Origin of the sequence: Acidiphilium iwatense (assembly GCF_021556475.1) — a bacterium.
Lineage (GTDB): Bacteria > Pseudomonadota > Alphaproteobacteria > Acetobacterales > Acetobacteraceae > Acidiphilium > Acidiphilium iwatense.
The window spans coordinates 1-16,058 of the sequence record NZ_JAKGBZ010000057.1; the positions used below are offsets into that span (position 1 = coordinate 1).

Sequence of the window (16,058 nt, forward strand, 5' to 3'; positions counted from 1 at the left end):
AAGAAGACGGCTCTTCTGTCGATGTCGCGGTGCACGCGCATAAATCACGGTTAACACAAGATATCGAGATAATGCGATAATCGGCTGAAAAACTTTGTGTTACCACAATTTGGCCCTATAAGGGGGGCATACCTCGCCGAGGAGGCAACCATGATGCGACAGGGATGGACGGGCTATGGGCGATCGGCTTGTCTGCTGCTGGCAACGGGCGTTCTGCTCGCCGGATGCGGTAGCGACGCGCCGAACCGCATGGGCGGCGGCACTGCCGGGGGTGCTGCCACAGGCGCTTCGTTCGGGCTGATCGGCGGTCCGATCGGGGTTCTGATCGGCGGGGCGGTCGGCGGCGGCATCGGCGCGCTGACGGCGGCGAACACCACGCCGAAACAGATCGATCTCGGCAATCCGCCCTGGGCGTCCGGCGGCAATCCGGCAACCGCTCCAAACGGCAGCACGCCATCGAACCAGAACGGGCTGCGCAGCCAGATCAAACAATATCAAACGCGGCAGTCCCAGGCCGGTTCCGCGTCCTCATCCGGTTATCCGGCCCAATCGGGCTACGGCCAGCCGCAGCCGCTCATGCCCGCCGCCGGCCAAGGCCAGACGGGTTATGGGCAGCAAGGCGTCCAGGCACAGCCTTTGGCGCCGCCTGCGGCGTCGCCGTCGAGCTGAGCGACGGCGACGCCGTCGCATGATCGGCGCCATAAACTTCATCCATGTTGAGACCGCGGCGGCTTGATCCGGCCGGACGCGATGACCACCATCTCGTTCCATCAATGGTTCTGTCGCACCGAGCCGGCGACAGGCTGTCATTCAGGAAGGAGCCGACTATGAAATTCAGACAGGCGACGATCGTTGCTTCCCTCGCTGTCGGCCTTGCGTTGGCGCTCGCCGCCTGCGGAACCAAACAGCCGGAGCGCGCTCAGGGCGGAGCTGCCGGGGGCGCGGCCGCGGGTGCCGCGGTCGGTGCGGTCGGCGGTCCGATCGGCGCGCTGGCCGGTGCCGGAATCGGCGCGGTGGGCGGTGCGGTCGCCGGATCGCAAACGACGCCGCAGCAGGTCAATCTGGGTCCACCGCCCAAGGTCAACATGCCGTCGAGCGGTTCGGCCAGCCAGTAACGGATTTCAGGGTCAGGCCGGCGCGCCGGTCACGTAGTCGCGCAGGCTGCGGACTTGCTGGGTCTGCTCCTCGATCAGGCTTTTCACTACGTCGCCAATGCTGACCACGCCCATCAGCTTGCCGTCTTCGACGACCGGCAGATGGCGGAACCGTCCATCGGTCATCAGCGTTTCGGCCTCGAAGATCGTGGTGGCCAAGGTGGCCGTGGTCGGCGCGCGCGTCATCAACTGGCTGGTGGCCATGTCAAGCGTCGCCGTGCCGTTGGCGGCGAGGCTGCGCACCACGTCGCGTTCGGACAGGATACCGAGCAGATCGTTGTCGGCGGACTGGACGACGACTGCGCCGATCCGCCTTTCCGCAAGCACCGCGACGACCTCGCGGATTTTCGAGTCCGGCGGCACGGAAATCAAAGCCGCCGGTTTGCGTTTCAGCAGTGCAGCCATGGTGGTCATCGTCGTCTCCGAGAGCGGATGCGGCCAAAGCCGGCGCGATATGCGGTTTTATGAAATTATGGGCCCGGCGCGAAAGAAATCAACGAAATTGCGCATCACGGTCGGGTTTTTGCGGTTCCGTTTCACAAGCTGCCGCGACCCATAGCTCCTGCGCGGCGATAATGGCGAGTTCGTCCGAGTTCGACCGCATGGTCGCTTCAAGCAGGGCGCGTTGCGCGGCGACCGCCGATTCCAATGCCGCGCGCGGGTTTCGGTCCACGAGGAAACGCGCGATGAACAGCGCCGCGAAGGCGTCGCCGGCGCCCGGAAAATGCCGCTCCAGGTGCGGCACCGTCGCGCATCGCCGGATGCCGCCGGCACGGAGCAGGATGTCGAGCGCGCCGGGCGGGGTCTCCGCGCCGGCGAAGCCGGTCAGCACCACGACCGGCGGGCCGAGCGCGTCCATCGCCTCGAATGCCGCCGAACGGCTGCGCGGTGCGGTGCCGGTCAGCACTTCAAGTTCGAACGGGTTGGGAAAGGCGAGACCCGCCTGCGGGATGAGCCGGTGGCGGAACGCCGCGATCAACGGCTCAGGCACATAGGCGCGGCCGGCATCGCCGATCACCGGATCGCAGGCATAGAGCGCCGTGGGATTCGCGGCGCGGGCGCGGGCGACCGCATCGAGCACCACCGGCACCGCGGCCTCGGCGCCGAGATAGCCGGACATCACCGCTTCGCAGCGCGCGAATGCGCCGCGCCTGGCCAATCCCTCGATCAGTGCCGCGAGCCGGGCCGGTTTCACCGGGCCGCCTTCCGCGCCGCCATGGCCCGGATGATGGGACAGCAGCACGGTGGGCAACGGCCAGACCTCGTGGCCGAGCCGCGCGAGGATGAAGCCGGCGGCCGAATTGCCGACCGCGCCGGTGAGCACCTGGGATTGGATCGAAAGAATCGCCATCGGGTCAGATGGCGCGGCGCGGGCCTGGCTGGCAAGGTGGGCGTTTGCGTCCACCTCGCGCTTGAGGACGCCAGAAAGCCTCTTGACGCGGCGCGGAAACACTCTCTAGAACGCGATGTTAGCGCTTTGTTCCAAAGCGCGACATTCCGGCGCGCGAGCGCCGGCAGGTGGAGAGACCGGATGCTGACTCGCAAGCAACACGAATTGCTGATCTTCATCGACCAGCATTTGCGCCGGACCGGCTGTTCGCCGAGCTTCGAGGAGATGAAGGAGGGGCTCGACCTCAAGTCGAAATCCGGTATCCACCGGCTGATCGGCGCACTCGAGGAGCGCGGCTTCCTGCGCCGGCACAAGCATCGCGCGCGCGCGCTGGAGGTGGTTCGCCTGCCGGCCGACCTGCTGCCCGCCGCCGAGCGGCCGGAGGAAACCCGTTTCACCCCCAACGTGATCCGGGGCGATTTCTCGGCGCGGTTTCAGGGTGCCCGCGCGGCAGGCGAGGCGGCCGCCGTGTCTTTGCCGCTCTATGGCCGGATTGCCGCCGGCCAGCCGATCGAGGCGCTGCGCGAGACCAACGCCGAAATCGAAGTGCCGATCGCCTTCATCGGCTCCGGCGATCACTATGCGCTCGAAGTAGTCGGCGATTCGATGATCGACGCCGGCATTCTGGAGGGGGATACCGCGATCATCCGCAAGGGCGAGACCGCCGAGAACGGGCAGATCGTGGTGGCACTGGTCGATGACAACGAAGTGACCCTGAAGCGGCTGCGCCGGCGCGGCAATTCCATCGCCCTCGAACCCGCCAATACGCGCCACGAAACGCGGATTTTCCCGGCCGAACGGGTCAAGGTGCAGGGGCGGCTGGTCGCTTTGATGCGCCGCTACTGAGGGGCGGGGCAGACCGTCCCTTTGACCGGGCGACGCCCCGGCACGATATTCGCCGAATGGCGGTTTGGGGCAAGATCATCGGCGGCGTTGCCGGCTTCGCGTTTGGCGGGCCGGTCGGCGCGATCGCGGGCGCCGCACTCGGCCATGCCGCCGATAGCGGCGATCTCGGCGCGTTCGGCGCGCGCATCGGCCGGGCCCTGCCGCTCGATTCCGCGCGCATCGCCGCTTTGCTCGGCCGGCGCGAGCAGGTGTTCGCGATCGGCGTGACGGTGCTCGCCGCCAAGCTCGCCAAATGCGACGGGGCGGTGAACCGCGCCGAGATCGATGCATTCAAGCGCCAGTTCCGCATCGAGGACGCGGCGGTGCCGATGATCGGCAGGTTGTTCGATCAGGCGCGCGACGACGCTGCCGGGTTCGAGCCCTATGCAAGGCAGTTGGCCGAGAGTTTCGCCGATAATCTGGTGATACTCGAACAGGTGCTCGGCGCGCTGTTCGCCATCGCCCGCGCCGATGCGTCGATCAATCCCCGCGAGACCGATATGCTGACCCGGATCGGCGCGATCTTCGGGCTCGACGCCGCCGCGCGCGCCCGCGCCGCCAACCCGTCGGGCCATGCGCAGGTCGAGGAAGATCCGTACGCCGTGCTCGGTATCGCGGCGAACGCGCCGAACGCGGCAATTCGCGCCCATTGGAAGCAGCTCATGCGGGAAAATCACCCGGACCAGCTCGCCGCGCGGGGCGTGCCGCCGGAATTCGCGGCACGGGCGACCGAGCGTGTGGCACGGATCAACGCCGCCTATGACCGGATCAAGCGCGAGCGGGGTTTATGACGTCGCCCAATCAGGATGCGCGACCCGGCAACGCGTCGATCGACCATCTCGTGCTGCATTATACCGGGATGCAAAGCGCCGAAGCGGCGATTGCCCGGCTGTGCGATCCCGCCGCGAAAGTTTCGGCGCATTACGTGGTGGCGGAGGACGGCACGATCCATGCGCTGGTCCCCGAAAACCGCCGCGCCTGGCACGCCGGGGTGAGTTTCTGGCGCGGCGCGCGGGCGCTGAACGACCGCTCGGTCGGCATCGAGATCGTCAATCCCGGCCATGAATTCGGCTATCGGCGGTTTCCTGCCGCGCAGATGGCGGCGGTCGCATCGCTGTGCCGCGCGATTCTCGCGCGCAACCCGATCCCGCCGCGCAATGTGGTGGCGCATTCCGACATCGCACCCGACCGTAAGCAGGACCCCGGCGAGCTTTTCCCGTGGTCCTGGCTGGCGGAGCAGGGGGTGGGGTTCTGGACCGGCGAGGTTGCCGCGCCGGGCGATCTCATGGCCGATCTGGCGGCGATCGGCTATGATATGTCGCTCGACCCTGCTGTCGTGGTTGCGGCATTTCAACGGCGTTTCCGGCCCGCGCGGGTCGATGGCATCGCCGACGCCGAAACCGCCGGCCGGGCGGCGGCGATCCGGGAATTGGTGGAAGCGGCTTGTGTTTTTATATAAAAACTATATAGATTCTGGACGAAGGAGAGTGCCATGGCGGTTACCAGTTTCGATGTCGATGAACGGACCGCCAATGCCATCTTGGAGTTGCGCGGCACGTTCGGGGTCAAGACCAATGCGGCGGTGATCCGTAAGGCGCTGGCTCTGGCTCAGGTGGTCAGCCGGGAAGCGACCGAGGATCACACCATCACCGTTACCGGCAAATCCGAGCCGATCAGGATCAGCCTGGATCGATAAGCACCTTGGGCGGTAAGCGAGGTCTGGGGTGAGCGAGGCGGCCGGGGTATTCGACGTACCCATTGACCCGCCCTATTCGATCGTCGAAGAAGACTGAGCCAGACGGTTGGACGGCCGCTGTTCCGGGCAACCGGGGCAGAGGAAAGTCCGGGCTCCACGGAAACACGGTGCCGGCTAACGGCCGGCGGGGGCGACCCCAGGGACAGTGCCACAGAAAACAAACCGCCCGCGCGCTTCGGCCCGCGGGCAAGGGTGAAACGGTGCGGTAAGAGCGCACCGCGCCTCCGGTAACGGGGGCGGCAGGGTAAACCCCACCGGGAGCAAGACCGAATAGGGATGACCGGCGGCGTGAGCATCATGGCCGCGAGGGCGTTTCCGCCCCGTCATCCGGGTTGGTCGCGCGAGGCGCGCAGCGATGCGCGTCCCAGAGGAATGGCCGTCCAGCATCCTCGGATGTGGACAGAACCCGGCTTACAGACCGTCTGGCACTTGTTTTTCGAGAGCAGAACCATCGCCGTCTACGCGTGATCGCACGCCAGATTACAGACCGCCGCATCGAGTTCGATCTGGACCGTCGTATGATCGATGCCGAACCGATCATGCAGCGCCTCGGCGAGGCGCGCGACGAATCCATCGCCCGGATGGCCGGCGGGCGTGACCAGATGCAGGGTGAGCGCGGTTTCCGTGGTGCTCATCGGCCAGATATGCAGATCGTGCACCGCTTCGACTTCGGGCAGCGCCAGCACGTAATCCCGCACCGCCTCCGGGGTGATGCCGCGCGGCACTGCATCCATCGCGAGCCCAGCCGATTCCCGCAGCAATCCCCAGGTGCCGGCCACGATCACCCCCGCGATGGCGAGGCTTGCAAGCGGGTCGAGCCGTTCCCAGCCAGTGAGGAGAATCGCCGCACCCGCGATCACCACGCCGAGCGAGACCAGCGCGTCATAGGCCATATGCTGGAACGCGGCGCGGATGTTGAGATCGCCCTTGCGGCCCGAGGCGAACAGCAGAGCGGTCGATCCGTTGATGACGATGCCGGCGGCGGCGACGATCATGACGATGAGCGTGCCGACCGGCTCCGGCGCGACCAGCCGGCGGACCGCCTCGACCGCGATCGCTCCCACCGAGACGAGCAGGATCACCGCATTGACCAGTGCTGCCAGAATCGTGCCGCGGCCGAGTCCGTAGGAATACCGCGCCGACGGCGCGCGGCGGGCCAACGCGGCGGCGGCCCAGGCCATCAGCAGGCCGAGCACGTCGCCCAGATTATGGCCGGCATCGGCGATCAGCGCCATCGAATGAGCGGCGATCCCGGCAATCACCTCGGCGATCACGAAACCGGCGTTCAGGGTGGTGCCGACGGCGAAGGCGCGGCCGAAGCGCGCCGGCGCATGGCTATGGCCGTGATCGTGGCCATGGTCGTGATGATGATGGTCGTGGTCGTGCGCCATGAAAACTCCTGCTTCGGCTATACTAAGCCGAATCGATCCGATGATCGATAAATTTGCCTGCGCAATAAAACGCTATTTAATGCCGGGTAAGAATTTGTGTCATTCCATACGAAATCTTCCATGCACAATTTCGTTCCATTGCATCGGCGGTTTTGCCAAAACCTTGTTTTTGCGCGACACGACACGGTTCGGCGACCGTGCCTGCGATTTGCGGTGCGGCATCGCCTGGACGGGACGGTCGTTCATTGTTCGGTGGCCTGCTTATTCCTGAAGTTCAAGCAACGATCTTCAGGGCAGGGCACCAAAGGGGGGATTTCATGTTGGGCCGTATTCCGGTCCGATCGCGCATCCGCATTCTGCTCATCGTCCTGATGCCGGCGGTGGTTTCTTGCGCCTATGCGCAGGCGGTGCCGTGTATGCCGGTCGCTGTGCCGCGAGCCACGCAATATCGCACGACCATCGAGGTTTCCGGGCAGATCGCGGCGATGAAATCGGCAACGCTCGCCGCACAGCGCGCCGGTGTGGTGCGCGCGGTGCTGTTTCATTCGGGCGAGCACGTCGTCAAGGACGCCGTTCTGCTCCGCATGGACGATGCGGTGGAACAGGCGCAGGTCGCGCTCGACCGCGCCAAGCGCGACGAGGCCGGCCGCACGCTGGCGCGCGACCGCAAACTGCGCGCGATTGCCGGCGTCTCCGAAGCGCAACTCGAAACCGATCGGGCAGCGCTTGCCGAGGCGCGGGCGCAGCTTGCGCTGGACACCGCACGCGCCGACCGCCGCACGATCCGCGCGCCCTTCGCCGGTGTGCTCGGGATCAGGCGGGTTTCTTCCGGCGATTACGTGGCGCTGGGCGCGACGATCACCACCATCACCCAGATCCGTCCGCTGCGCGTGCTGTTCGCCGTGCCGGAAACCGAGTTGGACGGGATCGCGCCCGGCGATGGATTCCGGTTCGCCATGCCGGTCGGCGGCGGACTCGACCATGACGGGCGGATCACCGCCCTCAGCCCCGCGCTGAACGGCAAGACCCGCGCGCGCATGGTCGAGGGGCGGATCGCCAACACCTCGGACGCGCTGCTGCCCGGCGCCTTCGGCGTGGTGAGCATCGCGACCGGCACGCCGGTGGCGGCGCTCAGGCTGCCCGCGACATCGATCGATTACGGCCCGCTCGGCAGCTTCGTCTATGCGGTCGATCGCAAGGGCAAGGCGTCGGTGGTTCACGCCGTCTATGTTCATGTGCTTTCGACCCAGGGCGCGGTCGCGACGGTCGCGGCGAAGGGGCTGCCGGCGCTCGGCGCCGTGGTGGCGATCGGCGGGTTCAAACTGCACGACGGCGAAACGATCACGCCGATCGGACCGGCGGCGCCGGTTCAGGCCAGCCGCGCGGCGAAACCGGGACGTGCGGCGGAGCCGGGCGGCCAATCATGACCGCGCCCGAGGAGCGTTCGAGCCCCTGGGCGAAACTGCTGCGCCACCCGATCCTGGTCGGGCTGGGCGTCGCGGCCCTGATGCTGTTCGGCGCGATTTCGCTGCTGACCCTGCCGATCCGGCCGAGTCCGCCGATTCCGGCCAATCGGATCAAGATCGAAACCCGCTATCCCGGCGCGTCCGCCGCCGTGGTCAACCGTTTCGTGACGATTCCCACCGAGGCGAGCGTCGCTTCGGTGAACGGCGTGGCCTACGTCACCGGCACCTCGCGCGAAGGGGTTTCCAAAATCCGGGCCTTCCTCGGCGGCGGCGTCGATCCCAACACGGTGTTTGCCGAAGTGCTTTCGGCGGTGAACGCCGCGCGCAACGATCTGCCGAGCGCCGCGCGGCTGCCGCAGGTCGCGCTGATCGGGCGGTCCAGCGCCAATCAGGAACTCAACGTCGCCGCCCTGTTCGCGCCGGGGATCTCGGAGACCGCCGTTACCCGCTATCTGAAAACCGACGTGATCCCGCGCCTGGAAACCGTGCCCGATATCGGCCCGGTGCATGTGTTCGCACCCTCCCCGGCGATCCGGGTTTCGATGAATCCGGCGCGGATGACGGCCTTGGGGATCACGCCGGGCGAAATCGCCGCCGCCCTCGCGAGCAACGCGAGCCTCTCGGCGGCGGGCAGTCTGCGCAACGCGGCCGGCGTCATCCCGGTCGAGGCGCGGCCGGGCCTCGCCACGATCGGCGATTTCCGGCGGATTCCGATCGTCACCCGCTCGGGCGTGACCATTCCGCTCTCGGCGGTCGCGGTTGTGGCGCTCGGCCCGCCATCCGACACGTTCGAGAACTGGTGGGCCGGGCGCAAATCGGTCTATCTCGCGGCGGGCGTGGCGCCCGGCGGCAACATCATCCAGGTATCGCGCGATTTCCGCCGGGTGCTGACCCAGATCCGCACCACCACGCCGCCGGGGCTGAAACTGTCGCTGATCTACGACCAGTCGATCAGCATCCTGCGCAGCCTGCGCGATCTCGGCTTCACCCTGCTGATCACCATCGCGCTTGTCGCGCTGATCGTGCGGCTGTCGCTGGGCACCATGCGCGCCGCCGCCGCGCCGTTCCTGGCGATCATCCTGTCGCTGCTCGGCACCGCGATCGTGATGCACCTGCTCGATCAGAGCCTCAATCTGTTCACCATCATCGCGCTGGTGCTCGCGGTGGGGCTGGTGGTGGACGACGCGATCGTCGTGGTGGAGGACATTTTCCGCCGGATCAACGAGGGCGAAACGCCGCTTGATGCCGCATCGGCGAGCGTGACGCGGCTGGCCCCGGTTCTGGCGGCGATTTCCTCGACACTGGTGGTCGCGTTCCTGCCGCTGGTGTTTCTGCGGGGGCTCACCGCCGCGCTGTTCCGCCCGTTCGCCACCGTGCTGATCACCGCCTTCCTGTTCTCGCTCGCGATCGCGCTGACCGTGGTGCCGCTGATCGCGCTCTGGGCCGGCCGGCACTCGACCCGCGAAGGCCATACTGGTCCGATCGACCGACTGCGCGACATTTATGTCCGGCTGCTCAAGCCCACCCTCGCCCATCCGGCCCTGATCGTCGCCATCGCCGCAATCCTCGCCGGCTTCAGCGGATTTCTCTACGCCCGCGCGCCGCGCAACCTCACCCCGGCGGCCGACGGACTCTCGGTCAATATTTTCGCCCCCGGCCCCTACGGCTCGTCGATCACCTATCTCGAGGGACAATACCGCGCGATCCAGGCGGTGCTGGACCGGCTGGAACCGGGCGAGCCCGACTGGATGGTCGCCGACGAGAATTATCACGGGCTGTTCGGCGGCTATACGTTCGACACGCCGGACCAGGCGCTGCGCGCGACCAGAATTCTCGGCGCAGCACTCGGCAAGCTGCCCGGCGTGAAAGCCTATGTCACCGAAAATAACGGCCTGCCGGGACTGAACGGCTTGCCGATCGACGTGCTGATTTCCGGCCAGAAAAGCTACGGGCATCTGCTCGGCCTGGCGCAGAAAGTGATCGACGCGGGCTATGCGAGCGGAAAATTCGACTTCCTGCAAGCCTCGCCCGGAGCCAGCCAGCCGCAATACGCGATCTCGATTCGCCGGCGTCTCGCCGCCGCGATCGGTATCCCGGCCGCCTCGATTGGCGGCGCCCTCGCCGATTCGCTGTCGGGCGCGACCGTCGGCCATGTCAGCCTCGGCCACACCACGCTCGATGTGATCCCGACCGGACCGCGCACCCTGTCGGCCGCCGGCATCGGCACCTATGCCGTGCGCAACGCCAAGGGCACCCTGATCCCGCTCGCCGATGTCACGCGCATCGGCCTGCGCCAGCGGCCCAATGCGATCGGCTCGTGGCAGGGTCTGCCCACCGTGACCATCCAGGGCGAACCGAAGCTCGGCGTGTCGCTGTCCGATGCGCTCGCCACCCTGCACGGCGCCTTTGTCAGCCAGCACCCGCTCGGCCTGTCCTTCGGCTATGCCGGGCCGTCCGCCACCTTCCGCCGGTCGCAACGCGAGAACAATCTGCTGTTCCTGATGGGCTTCGCCGGCCTGTTCTTTCTGCTCGCCGGCCAGTTTCGCTCCCTGCGTGACCCCTTCGTGGTGATCACCACCGTGCCGCTCGCAAGCCTCGGGCCGCTCGCGCTGGTCGCCGTCGGCGGCGCGACCCTCAATATCGTCACCGAAATCGCGCTGCTCGCGGTCTGGGGGCTGATCGCGCGGCAGGGCATATTGTTCGTCCAGGTCGCCCACGAACGCGCGCGCGGCGGCCACACCATCGCCGAAGCCGCCTGGGAGGCCGCGCGCCTGCGCTTCCGCCCCATCCTGATGATCACCCTAGCTTTGGTCGGCGGCGCTGTCCCGCTGATGCTCGCCAACGGACCCCAGGCGGTCATCCGCTACGATATCGGCGCCATCCTCGCCACCGGCATGGCATCAGGCTTCGTCCTGTCGCTGTTCGCCGTCCCCGCCATGTATTGCCTCCTGCACGGACGCACAGCGCCCGCCACTGCCGGCAATCCATGACAACCGATCGCAAGCCCTGGGGCTCCACCCCAGACCCCGCCAGAGGCGCTGCCTCTGGACTCCGCCAAAGGCTGAGCCTTTGGAATCCCTTATATCGACTTATGGCAGGCGGGGCTGGCGGTTGCTCGGAATGCGCATTGGCCCCGCCTGCCATAAGTCGACGCAAATCGGTTCTAAGGGCTAAGCCCTTAGTGGGGGTTCAGGGGGCAAAGCCCCTTGATGGGGTGCGGGGTGAAACCCCGCGACTTTTGGGTCGGCTTGGCGTGGTTGTCGGCTGCGGCGCGGCACTCGCCGGCTGTGCGGTGCCGATCAAGCCGGTGGTGACGGGTGCGGCGCCGGCGGGATATGTGCGGGGCGAGGTTCCGGCGGGTATGGTGCTGACGGCGGCGTGGTGGCGTGGGTTCGGCGATCCGGCGCTGGACCGGCTGGTTGCCGAGGGTGAGCGGTGCAGCCCGACGATCGCGGCGGCGAATGCGCTGGTGGCCGAAGCGCGCGCCAATGCGGCGGCGGCGAACGGGGCGTTTCTGCCGCAGGCGGGGCTGAACCCGACGGCGACGCGCCAGAAATATTCCTCGGTGCCGTTCGGTTTTCCGGCTTTCACGATTTATCAGTTGACCGGCACCATCACCTACAATCCCGGCTTGTTCGGCGCGCGGCATTACGCATTTCGCAACGGCGCGGCGCTGACCGCGTATCAGCGCGCGACGGCGGCGGCGGCGCGGCTGACCTTGGCCGACAATATCGTGATCGCGGCGATCACCGAGGCGGGGTTGGACGCGCAGATCCGCACCGACGAGGCGATTGCGGCGAGCGAGAAGCGGCTGCTGAAATTGCTGTCCGGCGAGTATACGGCCGGGGCGATCGCGCGTCTGCCGGTATTGCAGCAGCGCGCCCAGTATCAGGCGACCCTGGCGGCGCTGCCGGCGCTGCTGGGTCAGGCGAGCGCGGAGCGTCATGCGCTGGCGGTGCTGACCGGAACGCCGCCGGCGGAATTTTCCGGCGGGCGGTTCCGGCTCGCCGATTTCGCGCTGCCGCCCGATCCGCCGGTCGCGGTGCCGTCGGTTCTGGTCGCCGGGCGGCCGGACATCGTGGCGGCGCGGGCGCTGGTTTCGGCCGATCACGCGGCGGTGGGTCAGGCGGTGGCGGCGCTCTATCCCAACCTCACTTTGTCGGCGCAGGGCGGCTATGGCGCCGAGACGTTCAACACGCTGTTCCAGCCCGGCTCGACCCTGTGGACCCTGGCCGGATCGCTGCTCGCGCCGGTGTTCGACGGCGGGGTGCTGCACGCCCACGAGCGCGCGGCGCAGGCGGCGCTTGCCAATGCGCTCGCGACCTATCGCGGTACGGTGCTGACCGCGTTCCGGCAGGTTGCCGACGGGTTGCGCCATGTCGAGGACGACCGCGCCTCGGTGCGCGAAAGCCGGGCGGCGGCGGCCACCGCCGACTCGGCCTATCGGCTCGCGCGCCAGCAATTCCGCCTGGGTGCTGCCGATTACAACACGGTTCTGGGCGCCGAGATCACCTGGCGGCAGGCGCAGCTCACCGCCGTCGGGGCGGCCACCCAGCGCCTGCTCGACATTGCCGCCTTGCGTGCCGCCCTGGCTGGCGAAACCCACCCCTACGATTAGGAATTTTCCCGGTTTTCGGCTATAAGAAAGGCGTTTCCCCATCTTTGGAGCGCTTATCCGGCATGACCCAAAACACTGCCTCGTCCGCCCTGCCCAAAATCGAGGATGCCGCACCGTCCGAGCCGGATTCCGCTTACGATGCCGCCTCGATCAGCGTGCTGCGCGGGCTCGATGCGGTGCGCAAGCGGCCCGGCATGTATATCGGCGATACCGATGACGGGTCCGGCCTGCATCACATGGGGTTCGAGATCATCGACAATGCGGTCGATGAAGCGCAAGCGGGCTTCGCCGACCGGGTCGATGTTGTGCTGAACGGCGATGGTTCGATGACCGTGACCGACAATGGACGCGGCATTCCGACGGACATCCATGCCGAGGAAGGCGTCTCCGCCGCCGAAGTCGTGCTCACCAAGCTACACGCGGGCGGAAAATTCAACCAGAATTCCTACAAGGTTTCCGGCGGTCTGCACGGCGTGGGGGCGGCGGTGGTGAATGCGCTGTCCGAATGGATGGAGGTGCGGATCTGGCGCGAGGGACGCGAGCATTTCATTCGCTTTCAGAATGGCGAGGCGGTCGCGCCGCTGCGCGTGGCTGGCGAGGTCGATCACCCGACCGGCACCGAGGTGATGTTCAAGCCCTCGGCGGAGACCTTCACCCGCACCGAGTTCGATTTCGGCGTGTTCGAGCGCCGACTCCGGGAATTGGCGTTTCTCAATTCCGGGCTGGCGATCAGCCTGCGCGACGAGCGCCATACCCCGGTGCAGGAGGCGAATTTCTGCTACAAGGGCGGACTGGTGGAATTCGCCAACTGGCTGGATCGCGCGAAAACGCCGATCTTCAATCCGCCGATCACCGACTACAAGACCGATGCGGCCGGCGGCATCCGGGTCGAGTTCGCGCTTGCCTGGAACGAGACTTATCACGAGACGATGCTGTGCTTCACCAACAACATCGTGCAGCGCGACGGCGGCACGCATCTCGCCGGTTTCCGTTCCGCCCTGACCAGGGTGGTGTCGAAATATGCCGAGACGACCACTAAGAAGGACAATCTGTCGCTCAGCGGCGAGGATATGCGCGAGGGTCTGACCGCGGTTTTGTCGGTCAAGGTGCCCGACCCGAAATTTTCCTCGCAGACCAAGGACAAGCTGGTGTCCTCCGAGGTTCAGCCGATCGTGCAGGCCGCCGTGGCGGACGCGCTGGAGCACTGGTTCGAGACGCATCCCAAGGAAGGCAAGCTGATCGTCCAGAAGGTGATGGATGCGGCTTCGGCGCGCGAGGCGGCGCGCAAGGCGCGCGAACTGACCCGCCGCAAGGGTGTGCTCGATGTCTCGACCCTGCCCGGCAAGCTCGCCGATTGCCAGGAGCGCGACCCGGCGAAGAGCGAGATTTTCATCGTCGAGGGCGATTCGGCGGGCGGTTCGGCGAAACAGGGCCGCGACCGCAAGACCCAGGCGATTTTGCCGCTGAAGGGTAAGATTCTAAACGTCGAGCGAGCGCGGTTCGACCGGATGCTGGGCAGTGCCGAAATCGGCACGCTGATCACCGCCCTCGGCACCGGTATCGGCCCCACCGATCCCGACCAGGGCGGGTTCGACATCGGCAAGCTGCGCTATCATCGCATCGTCATCATGACCGACGCCGATGTCGACGGGTCGCATATCCGCACGCTGCTGCTCACCTTCTTCTTCCGCCAGATGCGCGACCTGATCGAGCGCGGGCATCTCTACATCGCCCAGCCGCCGCTGTATCGTGCCAAGCGCGGCAACGAGGAGCGCTACCTCAAGGACGACGAGGCGATGGAGGCCTATCTGCTCGACCGCGCGCTCGCCGAGGCGCGGATCGACGGCATGGACCTCGCCGCCGAACTGCCGTTCCTGCGCGAGGCGGCGCATCGGATCGCTGATATGGCACGGGACATGCCTGTCGCTTATGTCGAACAGGCGGCGATCGCCGGGCTGCTGGGTACCGAGCCGGAACGCACGGCCGATCGGGCGCCCACACTTGCCGCCCGGCTCGACGCGATTTCGGCGCCGACCGAGCGCGGCTGGATGGTCGCCGTCGATGCGCACGGCATCACCATCGGACGCACGGTGCGCGGCGTTGCCGAGCGTTTCGTGCTTGGTCTCGCGGCCCTTCGGTCCGCCGAGGCGCGCTGGCTCGCGGAACGGGCGGACCGGCTCGCTGCACGGTTCGGTACTCCGCCGATGCTGCGCCAGGGCGAGGCCGAACGACCGATGCAGGGGCCGGCGAGCCTGATCGAGTCGCTGTTCGCGATCGGCCGCAAAGGGCTCTCGATCCAGCGCTTCAAGGGTCTGGGCGAGATGAACCCGGACCAGCTCTGGCAGACCACGCTCGATCCCAGCACCCGCCGCCTGCTTCAGGTGCGTATCGACGACGCCGAGGAGAGCGACCAGATTTTCTCGACCCTGATGGGCGATGTGGTCGAGCCGCGCCGCGAATTCATCGTGGGCAACGCGCTCAAGGTCGCCAACCTCGACGTGTGAATTTCCCGGACTTGCGGGATCGGCGTTCATCCGCTAATTCCCCGCCCACAGCGCGCCCGTAGCTCAATTGGATAGAGCACCAGACTACGAATCTGGGGGTTAGGAGTTCGAGTCTCTTCGGGCGCGCCACGGTCCCACACGTCGCGAAGGATGCGCGCCATGGCCGATCCGGCTCCGGTCGATCCGAAATTGCTGGAAGTGCTGGTCTGCCCGCTCACCAAAGGACCGCTGATCTACGACCGTGCGGCCGGCGAACTGATCAGCGAGAAGGCTGGACTGGCGTTTCCGATTCGCGACGGTATCCCGATCATGCTGATCGACGAAGCCCGCACGATCGAGACATGACCGCTCCGGTGGAACCCACCGAAATCCGCCTGAAACGCGCCGAGCGCGTTCTGGAGATCGACTTTGCCGACGGATCCCGGTTTGTCCTTCCGGCGGAATATCTGCGGATCGAAAGCCCCAGCGCCGAGGTGCAGGGCCACAGCCCGGAGCAACGTCAACTGGTCGCCGGCAAAAGCGGTGTCGGAATCACCGCGCTGGAGCCGACCGGGCATTACGCGATCCGCATCGTCTTCGACGACGGGCATTCGACCGGCATCTATTCCTGGGACTATCTGCACCGGCTCGGCCGCGAACGCGAGTATCGCTGGGCGGCCTATCTGAAAGCAATCGAAGCGGCCGGCCTCAGCCGGTAATTCGAACAACAGGCAGGGGCGATACCCCTGCCCGTTGTTCGTTCTGTGCGGCGGTTATTCAGCGATGCCGTAGAGTTCCGGTTCGCCGGCGAGGATGGTCGCCTTGGCTTCCTCGGGATCGGGAATGCCGGAGTTCATCGCGATGAGCAGGATCACCACGCTGAACACGATCAGGATGATCGAGGCGGTGATCTGG

At 66.8% G+C, this 16,058-nt stretch carries 16 protein-coding genes, 1 tRNA gene and 1 other RNA gene; 14 read left to right on the top strand and 4 right to left on the bottom strand.

Features of this window, described 5'->3' with window-relative positions:
- Positions 1 to 150 precede the first annotated feature (150 nt).
- Both L2A60_RS17765 and L2A60_RS17770 read left to right on the top strand, forming a co-directional pair.
- Positions 151 to 669, top strand: coding sequence for a hypothetical protein (locus tag L2A60_RS17765; protein ID WP_235705787.1), 519 nt, complete (start codon positions 151 to 153; stop codon positions 667 to 669).
- 158 nt (positions 670 to 827) lie between these two features.
- Positions 828 to 1,115 carry a hypothetical protein gene (locus tag L2A60_RS17770; RefSeq protein WP_235705788.1) on the top strand — a complete coding sequence of 96 codons (288 nt, stop codon included), beginning with the start codon at positions 828 to 830 and terminating at the stop codon, positions 1,113 to 1,115.
- 12 nt (positions 1,116 to 1,127) lie between these two features.
- Here L2A60_RS17770 and L2A60_RS17775 read toward each other — a convergent pair whose 3' ends face one another.
- Positions 1,128 to 1,568, bottom strand: a complete 441-nt coding sequence (locus L2A60_RS17775; RefSeq protein ID WP_235705789.1) for a CBS domain-containing protein — start codon at positions 1,566 to 1,568, stop codon at positions 1,128 to 1,130.
- Between the two features lie 79 nt (positions 1,569 to 1,647).
- Entirely contained in the window at positions 1,648 to 2,559 is a 912-nt protein-coding gene (gene pdxY / locus L2A60_RS17780; protein ID WP_235705790.1) for a pyridoxal kinase, read from the bottom strand.
- A gap of 126 nt (positions 2,560 to 2,685) precedes the next feature.
- Here pdxY and lexA point away from each other — a divergent pair, with 126 nt between their 5' ends.
- The 5 genes from lexA (at position 2,686) to rnpB (ending at position 5,615) form a co-directional block, all read left to right on the top strand.
- Complete coding sequence (gene lexA / locus L2A60_RS17785; RefSeq protein WP_235705791.1) at positions 2,686 to 3,390, top strand: transcriptional repressor LexA; 705 nt, start codon at positions 2,686 to 2,688, stop codon at positions 3,388 to 3,390.
- A 56-nt stretch (positions 3,391 to 3,446) separates the two neighbouring features.
- The gene (locus tag L2A60_RS17790) at positions 3,447 to 4,220 is read left to right on the top strand and encodes a TerB family tellurite resistance protein (RefSeq protein WP_235705792.1); all 774 of its coding nucleotides are present in this window, start codon (positions 3,447 to 3,449) and stop codon (positions 4,218 to 4,220) included.
- On the top strand, positions 4,217 to 4,888 hold the full coding sequence (locus L2A60_RS17795; protein ID WP_235705793.1) for an N-acetylmuramoyl-L-alanine amidase: 672 nt from the start codon (positions 4,217 to 4,219) through the stop codon (positions 4,886 to 4,888). Before L2A60_RS17790 ends, L2A60_RS17795 begins: the two co-directional genes overlap by 4 nt.
- 33 nt (positions 4,889 to 4,921) lie before the next feature.
- On the top strand, positions 4,922 to 5,125 hold the full coding sequence (locus L2A60_RS17800) for a hypothetical protein (protein WP_235705794.1): 204 nt from the start codon (positions 4,922 to 4,924) through the stop codon (positions 5,123 to 5,125).
- Positions 5,126 to 5,223: 98 nt separating this feature from the next.
- An RNA gene (rnpB, locus tag L2A60_RS17805) (RNase P RNA component class A) lies at positions 5,224 to 5,615 on the top strand.
- Between the two features lie 28 nt (positions 5,616 to 5,643).
- Here the strand turns inward: rnpB and L2A60_RS17810 are convergent.
- Both L2A60_RS17810 and L2A60_RS17815 read right to left on the bottom strand, forming a co-directional pair.
- Positions 5,644 to 6,576: a cation diffusion facilitator family transporter gene (locus tag L2A60_RS17810; RefSeq protein WP_235705795.1), complete on the bottom strand. Its 933-nt coding sequence runs from the start codon at positions 6,574 to 6,576 to the stop codon at positions 5,644 to 5,646.
- A 99-nt stretch (positions 6,577 to 6,675) separates the two neighbouring features.
- Positions 6,676 to 6,822 (bottom strand): hypothetical protein, encoded by a 147-nt coding sequence (locus L2A60_RS17815; RefSeq protein ID WP_235705796.1) that lies wholly within the window; start codon positions 6,820 to 6,822, stop codon positions 6,676 to 6,678.
- A 71-nt stretch (positions 6,823 to 6,893) separates the two neighbouring features.
- Here L2A60_RS17815 and L2A60_RS17820 point away from each other — a divergent pair, with 71 nt between their 5' ends.
- The 7 genes from L2A60_RS17820 (at position 6,894) to L2A60_RS17850 (ending at position 15,862) form a co-directional block, all read left to right on the top strand.
- Positions 6,894 to 8,003 carry an efflux RND transporter periplasmic adaptor subunit gene (locus L2A60_RS17820; RefSeq protein WP_235705797.1) on the top strand — a complete coding sequence of 370 codons (1,110 nt, stop codon included), beginning with the start codon at positions 6,894 to 6,896 and terminating at the stop codon, positions 8,001 to 8,003.
- A complete protein-coding gene (locus L2A60_RS17825) occupies positions 8,000 to 11,032 on the top strand; it encodes an efflux RND transporter permease subunit (RefSeq protein ID WP_235705798.1) in 3,033 nt (1,010 codons plus the stop codon). Before L2A60_RS17820 ends, L2A60_RS17825 begins: the two co-directional genes overlap by 4 nt.
- A gap of 248 nt (positions 11,033 to 11,280) precedes the next feature.
- On the top strand, positions 11,281 to 12,660 hold the full coding sequence (locus L2A60_RS17830) for an efflux transporter outer membrane subunit (protein WP_235705799.1): 1,380 nt from the start codon (positions 11,281 to 11,283) through the stop codon (positions 12,658 to 12,660).
- Positions 12,661 to 12,722: 62 nt separating this feature from the next.
- Positions 12,723 to 15,164 carry a DNA topoisomerase (ATP-hydrolyzing) subunit B gene (gene gyrB, locus L2A60_RS17835; protein WP_235705800.1) on the top strand — a complete coding sequence of 814 codons (2,442 nt, stop codon included), beginning with the start codon at positions 12,723 to 12,725 and terminating at the stop codon, positions 15,162 to 15,164.
- Positions 15,165 to 15,216: 52 nt separating this feature from the next.
- Positions 15,217 to 15,293, top strand: a tRNA-Arg gene (locus tag L2A60_RS17840).
- Between the two features lie 30 nt (positions 15,294 to 15,323).
- Positions 15,324 to 15,509, top strand: coding sequence for a Trm112 family protein (locus tag L2A60_RS17845; protein ID WP_235705801.1), 186 nt, complete (start codon positions 15,324 to 15,326; stop codon positions 15,507 to 15,509).
- The gene (locus tag L2A60_RS17850) at positions 15,506 to 15,862 is read left to right on the top strand and encodes a gamma-butyrobetaine hydroxylase-like domain-containing protein (protein WP_235705802.1); all 357 of its coding nucleotides are present in this window, start codon (positions 15,506 to 15,508) and stop codon (positions 15,860 to 15,862) included. The genes L2A60_RS17845 and L2A60_RS17850 overlap by 4 nt, the downstream gene beginning before the upstream one ends.
- Positions 15,863 to 16,058 lie beyond the last annotated feature (196 nt).